This window comes from Priestia sp. P5 (genome assembly GCF_029522155.1).
GTDB lineage: Bacteria > Bacillota > Bacilli > Bacillales > Bacillaceae_H > Priestia > Priestia megaterium_E.
The window spans coordinates 2,847,442-2,860,459 of sequence record NZ_JAKWFJ010000001.1 but is presented as its reverse complement, the minus strand read 5'-3'; the positions used below and the strand labels follow the sequence as shown (position 1 = coordinate 2,860,459).

General features: G+C 35.9%; 9 protein-coding genes. 7 read left to right on the top strand and 2 right to left on the bottom strand.

Translation table 11 applies throughout. The annotated features are described in order from the left end of the window. Window positions 1–32: 32 nt before the first annotated feature. The gene (locus tag MMB69_RS15235; RefSeq protein ID WP_221782653.1) at window positions 33–1,067 is read left to right on the top strand and encodes a DUF3231 family protein; all 1,035 of its coding nucleotides are present in this window, start codon (window positions 33–35) and stop codon (window positions 1,065–1,067) included. A 59-nt stretch (window positions 1,068–1,126) separates the two neighbouring features. Here the strand turns inward: MMB69_RS15235 and garD are convergent, their stop codons facing one another. Further along, a complete protein-coding gene (garD, locus tag MMB69_RS15230) occupies window positions 1,127–2,662 on the bottom strand; it encodes a galactarate dehydratase (protein ID WP_277447940.1) in 1,536 nt (511 codons plus the stop codon). A 214-nt stretch (window positions 2,663–2,876) separates the two neighbouring features. Here garD and MMB69_RS15225 point away from each other — a divergent pair, with 214 nt between their 5' ends. The 6 genes from MMB69_RS15225 (at window position 2,877) to MMB69_RS15200 (ending at window position 11,217) form a co-directional block, all read left to right on the top strand. Next, window positions 2,877–4,796, top strand: a complete 1,920-nt coding sequence (locus MMB69_RS15225; RefSeq protein WP_277447939.1) for a sigma-54-dependent Fis family transcriptional regulator — start codon at window positions 2,877–2,879, stop codon at window positions 4,794–4,796. Between the two features lie 156 nt (window positions 4,797–4,952). Further along, entirely contained in the window at window positions 4,953–5,885 is a 933-nt protein-coding gene (gene kdgD, locus MMB69_RS15220; RefSeq protein WP_221782659.1) for a 5-dehydro-4-deoxyglucarate dehydratase, read from the top strand. A 39-nt stretch (window positions 5,886–5,924) separates the two neighbouring features. Next, entirely contained in the window at window positions 5,925–7,391 is a 1,467-nt protein-coding gene (gucD, locus tag MMB69_RS15215) for an alpha-ketoglutaric semialdehyde dehydrogenase GucD (protein ID WP_221782661.1), read from the top strand. Window positions 7,392–7,510: 119 nt separating this feature from the next. Beyond that, window positions 7,511–8,884, top strand: coding sequence for an MFS transporter (locus MMB69_RS15210; RefSeq protein ID WP_221783416.1), 1,374 nt, complete (start codon window positions 7,511–7,513; stop codon window positions 8,882–8,884). Between the two features lie 36 nt (window positions 8,885–8,920). Then, complete coding sequence (gene gudD, locus MMB69_RS15205; RefSeq protein ID WP_221782663.1) at window positions 8,921–10,294, top strand: glucarate dehydratase; 1,374 nt, start codon at window positions 8,921–8,923, stop codon at window positions 10,292–10,294. A 218-nt stretch (window positions 10,295–10,512) separates the two neighbouring features. Further along, entirely contained in the window at window positions 10,513–11,217 is a 705-nt protein-coding gene (locus MMB69_RS15200) for a FadR/GntR family transcriptional regulator (protein ID WP_221782665.1), read from the top strand. A 600-nt stretch (window positions 11,218–11,817) separates the two neighbouring features. On the opposite strand, the gene MMB69_RS15195 is transcribed toward MMB69_RS15200, so the two are convergent. Next, window positions 11,818–12,957 carry a hypothetical protein gene (locus tag MMB69_RS15195; protein ID WP_060747457.1) on the bottom strand — a complete coding sequence of 380 codons (1,140 nt, stop codon included), beginning with the start codon at window positions 12,955–12,957 and terminating at the stop codon, window positions 11,818–11,820. Window positions 12,958–13,018: the final 61 nt, after the last annotated feature.

The window sequence follows — 13,018 nt, the reverse complement described above, 5'->3', positions numbered from 1 at the left end:
ACCTAAGAACAAATCGAATTAGGAGATTATAGATGGAAACAATCAAACCAATTAAAATAGGTTCAAAAAAAACAAGCGTGAAAGAGAAATTAACAGCCCCCGAAATGGGCAAACTTTGGGCAACCTATATGGGCAACAGCATGTCTTCGTATATTTTAAGCTATTTTCTTGAACACGTTGAAGATCCGGATATAAAAAAACTATTACAGCATGCAAAAGATTTAACGGAAGAATTTCAAACTAACGTAAAAGAAATTTTCACAAAAGAGAATGTGCCGATTCCGCATGGATTTACGCAAGAAGACGTGAACTTAGGCGCTCCAAAGCTGTTTGAAGATGAATTTTACGTGCATTATTTAAAATATGCTGCTAAAGCAGGATTAAGCATTTACAGTATCGCACTGCCCCTAATGTATAGAGAAGATGTAAAGACATTTTTAACGTATTGTATGAAAGCAACAATGGAACTGATGGAGCAAATAAAAGCAATCTTAATGGATAAAGGATTTATTATTAAGCCGCCAATTATTCCCGCACCAGAAAAAGTGAACATCGCTAATACTCATTATTTAAGCGGGTTTATAGGAGATGTTCGACCTTTGCACGCATTAGAAATTGCTCATCTGTATGATAACATCGAGAATAATGTGACAAGCAAAGCCTTAATTTTGGCATTTAGTCAAGTTGTCAAAAGTGAAAAAATCCGTGCATTATTTGTAAAAGGCGAAGATCTGACAAATAAAGCGGTAGAACGCTATATTGAAAAGCTTCATCTAGATAATTTACCAGCGCCATCCTTTCTTGATCATTTAATTACTACTTCGACTTTTTCACCATTTTCGGATAAATTGATGCTGTTTCACAAAATGGATATGTTCTCAATGAAAATGAGGGCTTTTGGAAATTCAGTAGCCGTCAATGGAAGACATGATTTGGCGCTGTTATATGGAAAATCAATGACAAATATCTCGAGGTTTGTAAAAGATGCAGCGGATATTATGATGGAAAATGGTTGGATGGAAACACCGCCGGAAGCGGTAGACAGAGGTCATTTAAACTCCAATTAGTTACTCAACGCGTCATAAAACAACGAGAACCAGTTTAGAAACAGGTTCTCGTTATCTTGTTAAGTTAAAGGAGCAGGGTTAAACAGACATAAATGATTATGCAACCCCCAATAATCACTCCATGTTTTCTTATGACCGCTTGCAATTTCTATAATTAAGTGAAAGAGCTCCCAACCAACCTCTTCAATGGTTGCTTCCCCTTGTGCTATTCTTCCCGCATCTAAATCTATTAAATCATGCCATTGCTCAGTTAATGAACTTCTAGTAGATACTTTAAGAACAGGTGCCATTGCCAGGCCATATGGAGTTCCCCTCCCTGTTGTGAAAATATGCATGTTCATTCCAGAAGCTAACTGTAATGTTCCACATACAAAATCACTCGCTGGAGTTGCTGCATAGATTAAGCCTTTTTTAGTTGGTTTTTCTCCAGGCGATAAGACTTCGACAATTGGAGTTGTTCCCGCTTTAGCTATGGAGCCAAGTGCTTTTTCTACTACGTTGACAAGTCCGCCTTTTTTATTTCCAGGTGAAGGATTTGCACTTCTATCTGCTTCGCCTCTTTTTAAATATTGATCATACCACTTCATTTCTTTAATCAGAGATTGACCAACTTCTTTATTAATTGTTCGTGGCGTTAACAAATGAATAGCATCTCGAACTTCAGTAACTTCAGAAAATAAAACAGTAGCGCCTGCTCTTACTAGTAAATCTGCCGCGTATCCAACTGCTGGATTGGCAGTAACACCGGAAAAGGCATCGCTTCCTCCACATTGTAAACCTACCGTTAAATCAGACACAGGGCAGGTTACACGCGTCCGGCTATTTAGTTTAATTAATTTTTCTTCTGCCATCTCTATAATCGTAGCAATCATTTGCTTAAAACCCGCCTGGTCCTGCAAACGTGTTATATTTCCTGAAATCTCTTGTGGACTCAAACGTTCAGGAAGCAGCTTTTCACACCCTAAGCCAACTACTAGAACTTCACCGCCGAAATTTGGATGAATAGAAAGATTCTGTAATGTACGAATCGGAATGATGGCGTCCGGTGCATTAATGGCAACTCCGCAGCCATAATTATGAGTTAAAGCTACTACATCATCTACATTGGGATAAGAAGGAAGAAGTTCTGTTTTGATTTTTTTAACCGCATAATCAAGTACTCCTACTACACATTGAACACTTGTCGTAATCCCAAGTATATTTTTTGTTCCAACACTTCCATTTGTATTTTTATAGCCTTCAAATGTGTATCCTTCTAAAGGAGATAAAGGGGCGGAAACTTTAGTTGCCAAAGGCAGCTTTTCTAAAATAGGGGGATCAGGTAGGGTAACACATGATTCTTTTACCCAAGTTCCTTGAGAAATCGGTGAGGAAGCAGCTCCGATAACTTCTCCATAGCGAATAATTTTGTCACCTTTCTCAAAATTTTTTAATGAAACTTTATGTCCTTGAGGGATATATTCTTTTAGCTCTAACCCAGATGGAAACACAGTTCCTTTCGATAATCCTTTTGAATTTACAATCGTAGCAACATTATCGTTCTCATTTACTTTGATATAAAGGGGTTTTTCTGTTTGGTTGATTTGCAAAGACATGATTCATCTCTCCTTAATGGTTTTTAGTTTCTTTCTAAACATGTTCATCTTTATTTATTGCAATAAACATGCCAATAATTTTAGCGCGTAAAAAAAGCTTTTATATCAAATAGAAGTGATGGAATATACAACAACTGTTGTACGTAAAGCAACAATTGTTGTGTCAATAGGTTATAATAAATAGAATATTCTAACTAGTAGGGAGGAAAACGATATGGCAAAAATTGCTTTTATTGCTCCAGATAAACAACTATTTTTACAAGGAAAAAAAGTAATTCAAGAGCTAGGATTGCAAGGAGAGGTTGAAATCTACCTTGCAAGGTTAAGTCGCGCCGTAAAACTCGCCAATAAATTAGAATCCACTTGTGATGTTATCGTTTGCAGAGGAGGGACTGCAAGGTTAATTACTGATTCTGTAAGCAGAATTCCTCTAGTTGAAATTCCAATTACAGGACAAGATTTAGCTCAAGTTTTTTATAAAAGCAAGCAGGTAACAAACTTAAAAAATCCTAAAGTGGCCATGCTCGCGTTTCAAAATATGAAAAATGATGTGGAAATTTTAGCAGATATTTTGGGTATCAACCTTTCTATTTATCCTCTTAATTCAGTTGAAGATATTCCAACTTGTATTGAGCAACTTTCCTCAGCAGAAACAGATATTGTTATTGGGGGAATGAAAACAACTACTTTATCACTTAGAAAAGGCTTTAAGGCAATTTCTATTGAATCTGGAAATTCTGCTGTTCGAACAGCGCTTTTAGAAGCTAAAAAAATTTCTTTAGGAAGAAAAATTGAAAAAGAGCGTTCCCAAACAGTTAAAGCCCTTATTGATTATTCTATACAAGGAATTATTAGTATTAATCGAAATAAAAAAGTAGAAGTATTTAATCATGCTGCTGAGCACTTGCTAGAATTAAAAAGGCAAGAAGTGCTAGGGAAGCAGATCGATGCTGTTATGCCCTTTTTACCTATTAAAAATTATTTTGGAGGAGAAGAGCATTTAGGTATAATCAAAAAAATCAAAAACAAAAGTTTAATATTTAACATTGCTCCAATTAAAGTGGAGAAAGACATTATCGGAGCAATGATAACTTTTCAGGATATTACAAATATTCAAGAAATGGAAGCTAAAATTAGAGGGGAAGTACTGTCAAGAAAGTTTGAAACACGCTACACATTTTCTGATATTTTAGGGCATTCTAAGGAAATTTGTGAAGCAAAACGGATTGGGCAGACAGTGTCTTCTGTAGATGCAACCGTTTTGATTTTTGGTGAGTCCGGCACCGGGAAAGAATTATTTGCTCAGAGTATTCATGCAGAAAGTTTGCGAAAAAACGGTCCTTTTGTTGCTGTTAATTGTGCAGCCATTCCGCCTAATTTATTGGAAAGTGAGTTATTTGGATATGTAGAAGGAGCCTTTACTGGAGCAACAAGGAAAGGAAAGCAAGGTTTGTTTGAAATGGCGCACCGAGGAACGATTTTTCTGGATGAAATCTCGGAGATGGATACATATGGACAATCCCGCTTACTTAGAGTTTTACAAGAAAAACAGGTTATGCGCTTAGGTGATAATAAATATATTCCTGTAGATGTAAGAGTTATTGCAGCAACGAACAAAAATTTATTAAAAGTCGTAGAAAAAGGCAAATTTCGAGAGGATTTACTTTACAGGCTTAAGGTCTTAACTATAAATATTCCACCGCTCCGTAAAAGAAAAAGTGATATTCGTTACCTGGCTCAGCATTTTTTAGTCTATTATACGAATCTCTATCAAAAGAAAAATATAGAGATTACAGAAAAAGCTTATTCACAATTAACTACCTATGAATGGAAAGGAAATGTAAGAGAACTGATGCATTTTATTGAAAGGTTAGTAGTGATCAGTAAAAATAATGTAGTTTCGGATCAAGATATGAAAGAGCAGCTGAACGAAAATGCTTTTGAAACAAATTACATCAGTGAAGAAGCAGAAACCACCAATCATCTTCAATCTGAAAAAGAGCAAATTTTACTTACTTTAACAGAAACTCATTCTAATATATCTCAAGCAGCTAAATTGTTAGGAATTGATCGAAGTACACTTTACCGTAAGTTGAGAAACTATGAAATTGAAATAAAAAAGGCGTATAAATAGAAACAAAAAACATCTCCTTCTTAGAGGTGTTTTTTGTTTCTATTTTAAAATTCTTTATTTAATAATTTAAGCTTATTTATTTTATTGACAAACAATTTAATTTGTCTTACAATAAAAATGTAAAAATTATCTGAAAATTTATAGGAGGATATGCATGTGAATATGAATAGAAAAGCACCTACAGGAATTTTAGGTTTCCCCGTTGCTCCCCTTAATAACCAAGGAAAATTGGATGAAAAAGCTTTAGAGGCGAATATTCAATTTTTATTAGACGAAGGGTTAGAGGCTATCTTCATCGCTTGCGGTTCAGGGGAATTTCAATCCTTAAGTACAAAAGAATATACAGCAATGTTAGAAGTAGCTATATCTGTCGTCAACGGAAAAGTTCCCGTTTATACAGGTGTGGGCAGTAATCTTTCTACAGCTTTAGAATGGGCTCGTATTTCAGAGGAAAAACAGGCAGATGGATATTTAATTTTACCTCCATACTTAATTGAAGGTGAACAAGAGGGCCTTTACAACTATCTAAAAGCAATCATTGAGCATACAAATTTAAACGCAATTGTTTATCAAAGAGATAATGCTATTTTAAAGTTGCCAACTTTAGAAAAGCTTACAGAATTAAACCAACTAGTAGGATTAAAAGACGGATATGGAAATATGGAATTAAATATAGAATTAACTCAGTCTTTAGGAAAACGACTAGGCTGGCTAAACGGAATGCCAATGGCTGAAGTAACGATGCCAGCATACGCTCCAATTGGATTTGATTCTTATTCGTCAGCAATATCTAACTATATCCCGCACATATCAAGAATGTTTTACAATGCTTTATTAAGTCATGATCAAGAGTTACTCAGTGAACTCTACCAAAATATAATTCTTCCAATTAACGATATTCGCAAGCAAAAAAAAGGATATGCCGTTTCATTGATTAAAGCAGGCATGGAAATTATAGGCTTACCCGTTACAGATACAGTAAGGCCTCCTATTGTTTCAGTAGATAGAGAACATTACGTACAGCTCGAAAAGATTTTAACACAAGCATTTGATCAATATCCTAAATCCTCTAAACAAGTTTTATCTTAATTAATAAAATGTAAACGCTTTATAAAAAGGAGAGTTCATATGACAATTAGTGTTCAAAACAAACAATACTTAAATTTTATTAATGGAAAAGGCGTGCCATCATCGTCTCAAGAGATGATGGAAAGTCTAAACCCAGCCAATAAGAAAGAGGCTGTAGGATATGTACAAAAATCAACTCTTGAAGATTTAAATCTAGCGGTAAAAGCAGCTAAACAAGCTCAAGAAAAATGGAAGCGCTTGTCAGGCGCAGCTCGCGGACAGTACCTTCACAAAGCTGCGGATATTATGGAAAATAGACTAGATGAAATTGCAGAATGTGCTACACGTGAAATGGGAAAAACCTTGGCTGAAACAAAAGGAGAAACAGCTCGAGGAATAGCTATTCTTCGATACTATGCGGGAGAAGGTATGAGAAAAATGGGAGATGTAATTCCTTCTACCGATGCTGAAGCATTGATGTTTACATCTCGAGTACCGTTAGGCGTTGTTGGAGTTATCACTCCATGGAACTTTCCTATTGCTATTCCTATATGGAAAATAGCTCCGGCACTTGTTTACGGAAACACTATCATAATTAAGCCAGCTACTGAAACAGCTATTACGTGCGCTAAGATTATCGAATGTTTTGAAGAAGCAGAAATTCCAGCGGGTGTAATAAATATGATTACGGGCTCTGGATCAATCATTGGTCAAGCTATTGCTGAACATCCAGAAATTAATGCTATTACATTTACAGGATCTGATCGAGTAGGTAAACAAATTGGTCAACAGGCTTTCGTTCGAGGAGCTAAATATCAGTTAGAAATGGGGGGGAAGAACCCGGTAATTGTAGCGGCGGATGCAGATTTAGATTTAGCAGTAGAAGGTACGATCAGCGGTGCATTCCGTTCCACAGGTCAAAAATGTACTGCGACTAGTCGGGTAATTGTTCAGCATGAGGTATATGAAAAATTCAAACAAAAACTATTAGCAAAAACGAAGGAAATTACCGTTGGAGAAGGGTTAAAAGAAGACACGTGGATGGGACCATGTGCAAGCGAAAATCAGTTACAGACCGTATTGTCATATATTGAAAAAGGAAAAAGTGAAGGTGCAACTCTTTTATACGGAGGACGTCAGTTGACTGACGGGGAATATGAAAATGGATTTTACGTAGAACCTACTATTTTTGAAAACGTAGAATCGCATATGACGATATCACAAGAAGAAATTTTTGGGCCCGTAATAGCATTGATGAAAGTAGAATCCATCGAGGAAGCATTAGCACTAGCTAACGATGTTCAATATGGGCTAAGTGCTTCTATTTTCACTACAAATATTTCTCATATGCTTTCTTTTATTAATGAAATGGATGCTGGGCTTATTCGAATTAACTCGGAAAGTGCAGGCGTTGAACTTCAGGCACCTTTTGGAGGCATGAAACAATCAAGTTCTCACTCTAGAGAACAAGGGGAAGCTGCTAAAGAATTTTTCACAGCTATTAAAACTATTTTTATAAAAAGTTAAATACCTTTATTGTATTATGAACCTTTTATTCTCTTAGAAAGGAGGAAAACTCCTCCTTTTTAAGAGAGATAAACATAGGAAAAGAACAAAACAATAAGAGGGGGATGGAATAAGTGATTATGCAAGCTAAACCAAAATTGGAAGCGGGAAGCAGCAAGAAAAGCCATGTACGCTGGTTTGTCGTATTTATGCTTTTTGTTTTGACAACGATTAATTATGCAGATAGAGCGACGCTGTCCATTGTAGGAGACTCTGTTCAAAAAGAATTAGGCTTAAATTCAGTTTCAATGGGGTATGTTTTTTCAGCATTTGGATGGGCCTATGTAATTGGTCAGCTTCCTGGAGGTTGGTTCTTAGACAAATTCGGATCAAAGACAATCATTGCATGCAGTGTATTTTTTTGGTCTATTTTTACCTTTTTTCAAGGATTTATCGGCTTTTTTAGTGGCGGTGCTGCTATAATTATCTTATTTACGCTTCGTTTTATGGTTGGGTTAGCTGAAGCCCCTTCTTTTCCAGGAAATAGCCGTATTGTAGCGGCCTGGTTTCCAAAATCTGAACGTGGGACAGCCTCTGCGATTTTTAATTCGGCTCAGTATTTTGCACTAGTATTATTTTCGCCTATTATGGCATGGCTCACTCACAGGTTCGGCTGGCATTTTGTATTTATTATTATGGGTGTCTTAGGGGTAATCTTAGCTGCTGTTTGGATGAAAGTGATCTACAGTCCAAGCAAACATCCTCGCATTACAAAAGAAGAGATAAATTATATCCAGCAGGGCGGCGGGCTCATTGATATGGATGATAAAAAAGTAGAAACAAAGAAAAATACCGGCCCGGGATGGAATCAAATTAAACAACTTCTTAAAAGCAGAATGTTGTTAGGTGTTTACATTGGACAATATTGTATTACGACTCTCACTTATTTCTTTTTAACATGGTTTCCTGTTTATTTAGTTCAAGCACGCGGAATGTCAATTTTGGAAGCTGGATTTATTGCTTCTCTACCTGCCGTATGCGGATTTTTAGGAGGAGTGTTAGGGGGAATTGTATCTGATTTCTTTTTAAAAAGAGGTCGTTCATTAACTTTTGCACGTAAAACACCTATCGTTATTGGTATGTTGCTTTCTTGTAGCATGGTTGCTTGCAATTATGTAGATGCTGAATGGATTGTCGTAGTAATTATGTCACTTGCTTTTTTTGGAAAAGGCTTTGGAGCATTAGGGTGGGCTGTTGTTGCTGACACTTCCCCTAAAGAAATAGCCGGTTTAAGCGGCGGACTTTTTAACACATTTGGAAACATTGCGTCTATTACAACGCCTATTATTATTGGATATATTGTCAATGCAACAGGCTCTTTTAATGGAGCATTGGTTTTTGTGGGCGCTAACGCTCTTATAGCTATTCTCTGTTATCTTCTTTTAGTAGGAGAAATTAAACGAGTAGAACTAAAGAATATCTCCTCAAAGGATGAAAGCACGCTCGATATGTAAGCGGATTCAAAAAAACTTAGATCAGGAGTGAAAAGCATGAATAATTATGTTCTTACAAATAGTGAAATCCAAAGCGAAAAAAAATCGTCTACGCCTCAAATTATAGATATGCAGGTTATACCAGTGGCTGGGTATGATAGTATGCTGCTTAATCTCAGCGGAGCCCATAGTCCCTTTTTCACTCGAAATATTGTTATTTTAAAAGACAGTACTGGAAGCACAGGGGTAGGAGAGGTACCTGGAGGTGAAAACATTCGTCAAACGCTTGAAGATGCGAAGACATTTATAGTAGGTCAATCAATCGGAAATTATAATAACATCTTAAATATAGTACGTAAAAAATTTGGAGATCGAGATATGGCAGGGAGAGGGCTTCAAACATTCGATTTACGGACGACCATTCATGCTGTTACTGCACTGGAAGCAGCTTTATTAGATTTAGTAGGAAAATTTCTTAATGTACCAGTTGCAGCATTGTTAGGGGAAGGCCAGCAAAGGGAACATGTGGAAATGCTAGGTTATTTATTCTATATTGGAGATCGCAACAAAACTGACTTGGACTATCTAAGTGGTGAAAATGAAAAAGTGGAGTGGTTTCGACTTCGTCATGAAGAAGCTCTGACTCCTGAAGCAATCGTAAAACTTGCACAGGCAGCTCATCAGCAGTATGGATTTAATGATTTTAAACTAAAAGGCGGTGTTCTTCAAGGTGAGCAAGAAGTAGAAGCGGTAGCAGCATTAGCTGAAAAATTCCCTGAAGCTCGAATTACCTTAGACCCCAACGGAGCTTGGTCTTTGGAAGAAGCTATTCAACTATGTAAAAATAAACATCATGTATTGGCCTATGCAGAAGACCCTTGCGGGAGCGAAAATGGATATTCAGCAAGAGAAACAATGGCGGAATTTCGCAGAGCAACTGGACTGCCCACTGCTACGAATATGATTGCTACAGACTGGCGTCAAATGGGGCACGCTATTCAGTTAAACGCTGTAGATATTCCTCTAGCAGATCCCCATTTTTGGACGATGCAAGGGTCGGTTCGTGTGGCTCAAATGTGTCATGATTGGGGTCTTACATGGGGATCACATTCAAATAATCATTTTGACATTTCACTGGCCATGTTCACTCATGTGGCTGCTGCCGCTCCTGGAAAAATAACGGCTATTGATACGCATTGGATTTGGCAAGATGGTCAGCGATTGACAAAAGATCCTTTTAAAATTGAGGGAGGAAGAGTAGCAGTACCTAAAAAGCCAGGACTTGGCATAGAGTTGGATTTAGAACGAATCGAGCAAGCACATCAGCTATATAAGAAAATGCAATTAGGAGCACGTGATGATTCAAAAGCTATGCAGTATTTAATTAAAAATTGGAGCTTTGATAATAAACGTCCTTGTCTGGTACGTTAAAAATTTTTTAAAAAAATAATTACAGGGTGCTTTTAGCTCGAACAATTCTACGTCTTTGTTCGAGCTTCTGTTTTTATAATAACGAGCAGTTTAATACATAATCTTATGTAGATAAGAAATAAGAATAGTTAAGAAGTAGTGTTGGTGATACATAAAGAAATTCTATATGATATAATTAGTCTTACAAATAAACAATATTCAGAAAAGGGTGGATGAAGATGAGTGGTTCGACTAAAAAAGTGTCATTTGAATCCGTTAATCGTAATACGCTGGCAAAACAAGTAGTCGACCGTATTATTCAGTTATTGGTCAGCGGGCAATTAAAGCCAGGAGATAAGCTGCCAACTGAAATGGAGTTATTAGACGTATTGAATGTAAGTCGCCCTGTATTGAGAGAAGCCTTGAGTGCATTAGAAGTACTTGGTGTAATTACAAGAAAAACCCGTGGAGGTACGTATTTTAATAACAAAATAGGAGCACATCCTTTTTCTGTTATGTTAGCGTTATCAATGGATAATTTACCTGCAGTAGTGGAAGCGCGCATGGCACTAGAACTGGGTCTAGTAACCATGGCCGCGGAAAAAATAAACGATGATCAATTAAGACAGTTAAAAGAAACGATCGAAGACATAAAAAAGAGTGCAGATAACAATTACGGTGCAGCGGATAAGGAGTTCCATCGAATTATTGCTGTTAGCGCTGATAATCCAGTGGTAGAAGGTATGATTAATTCCTTGCTCTTCACTCACGAAAAAACAGATAGGGAAATTACCTTTAGAGAACCAGAACTTACTGTAGAACATCATACTGCTATTTATAATGCGTTAGCTAATCATGACCCCGATGATGCATTCAAGAAAATGTATCATCATCTTAAATATGTGCGTGATAAAGTTCTTAAACAATATAATCCTAATAAGTAAAAGAAACACACAAAGCAGATGTAAAGAATTTGTTTTGTGTGTTTTTTTTATGAAAGTATACATGTGCATAAAGTAAGAAAGGGCATTTCTATTTTATAGAAGTGCTTTTTTAGTCTGTTATATATTATGTCTACCAAACTGGTACTCATTGTAGCTTAGTATTTATGTGTATAAAAAACGCTATTTATTTGCTGCTCATTATTTTATAGAAATTACTAGACATTTATAAGACATTAAAAAGAACTTAAAGAAATTATAAACATTGCTAAAACTTATATGGGTAAAAGCCTTCTGCTGACTGAGGTTAAAGGGAATAAAGCAATCAAAAAAAACTGCAGATTACTACAAGAATTTTCACGAAAAAATATAGGATTTTTTTATAACAGCTATATTTTCTACGCAGTCGATTGGAAAATAACGTTTATGTATTGTATTTTTTGTTCATTTAGTTGATTTTTTTCATGAAAACGAAAATCATTATCATTTAAAGGGATTTATTATAGCTGAGAGATATTTATGTTTTAGTAAGTTAAAGAGAAAGAAAGAATGGAAGGAAAATAGAGTAGAAATGAGTAAAAAAAGGCATAACAAAAAAGAGTATTATAGAGCGTTAATTTTTGCCTGATAATACCCGTTGGCAATTTTGCGGATATACGTAAAGAAGTTTGACTCCATTTCATGCACAAGAGGGCGAAATGCATCCATACTTTCTTCTATGTAAGTTTGTTGTAGGTAACGCTGAACGGACGTTAATGATTTTTCGATTATATCTAAACCAAACTCATGTACAATGGAATGAATATCTTCCTTTTTAATTGAATAATGACCAAAAGATTTAAAGAAATTCTTAAACTGAGCAAATGCATGCTCTCCACGGATTTTTTCGATTTCTTTTTGTTTTTTACTATCATGAGCACCAGTTAAATTAAAGCTTAAAATAAAACCATCCTTGATCTTTTCAATAATTGATTTTCTTGGCTGCTTTTCTTCTAATAATGTTTTGACACAATCATCTTTTTCTAGTATATCGATACGGAAAATTGTACTCAATTTGCTAGCCATTTCTTTAATAGCAGCTTTATAGCCAATGTATTTTGGAAGAATGTGTTTTACCTCAGTGTAAGATAAAAGTGCTTCTGAATCTTTCTTTACGTTTACATCAGATTCGTATACATACAACGCACGTAAAGCCAGACGCAGCATGTTGATATTTTTAATAGCCAGCAATTGATAAATCACTTCCATCGAAACAGAAGTATAACCACCTTTTGAAGTATATGTATTGTGATCTTCATCAAGCATTTCAGGATTATATGATATGTTTTGAACATCAGCAGCTTCTTTTATATGTAAGTCTAAAAAATCCTCTAAATAGTTGTTTAAAGAAACTTGAATATAGTCTCCCCATAAACGATCCCAGCGAATGATGTCATAGTCTTCTAAAAGCTTATTGTTATTTTGAACGGTCCGAACGGAACATTGGATTGTATTAGCCAGTTCTTGCTCAGAAATAATTGAAATATGACCTTGGCTGTTACATTTGGCTACGTAAGCTAAAATTTGCTTCATCAGAGAACCTGTCCACTTTATATCTACAAAGTTTTTCGCAAGACCAAATGAATGTTTTTCATAGTAATAGCTATTGTCTCGTTTAGTGTTTCTATTTAAGCCGCTCATGACAATCAGCAGCTTGTTTGCTATAAGGGTGTGCCGTTTTAGTGACAGCTTTTGTACACTCATGTAGTTACCTCCTTCCCAAAACTATATATGTCGTCTTTTACAGTATAGACACAGTCATATA

Excerpts from the sequence above, each read along its gene's own strand:
- gudD (WP_221782663.1), top strand. The coding sequence starts at position 8,921 with ATGAATAATTATGTTCTTACAAATAGTGAAATCCAAAGCGAAAAAAAA.
- MMB69_RS15210 (WP_221783416.1), top strand. The coding sequence starts at position 7,511 with ATGCAAGCTAAACCAAAATTGGAAGCGGGAAGCAGCAAGAAAAGCCAT.
- MMB69_RS15235 (WP_221782653.1), top strand. The coding sequence starts at position 33 with ATGGAAACAATCAAACCAATTAAAATAGGTTCAAAAAAAACAAGCGTG.
- MMB69_RS15200 (WP_221782665.1), top strand. The coding sequence starts at position 10,513 with ATGAGTGGTTCGACTAAAAAAGTGTCATTTGAATCCGTTAATCGTAAT.
- MMB69_RS15225 (WP_277447939.1), top strand. The coding sequence starts at position 2,877 with ATGGCAAAAATTGCTTTTATTGCTCCAGATAAACAACTATTTTTACAA.
- MMB69_RS15195 (WP_060747457.1), bottom strand. The coding sequence starts at position 12,957 with ATGAGTGTACAAAAGCTGTCACTAAAACGGCACACCCTTATAGCAAAC.
- garD (WP_277447940.1), bottom strand. The coding sequence starts at position 2,662 with ATGTCTTTGCAAATCAACCAAACAGAAAAACCCCTTTATATCAAAGTA.
- gucD (WP_221782661.1), top strand. The coding sequence starts at position 5,925 with ATGACAATTAGTGTTCAAAACAAACAATACTTAAATTTTATTAATGGA.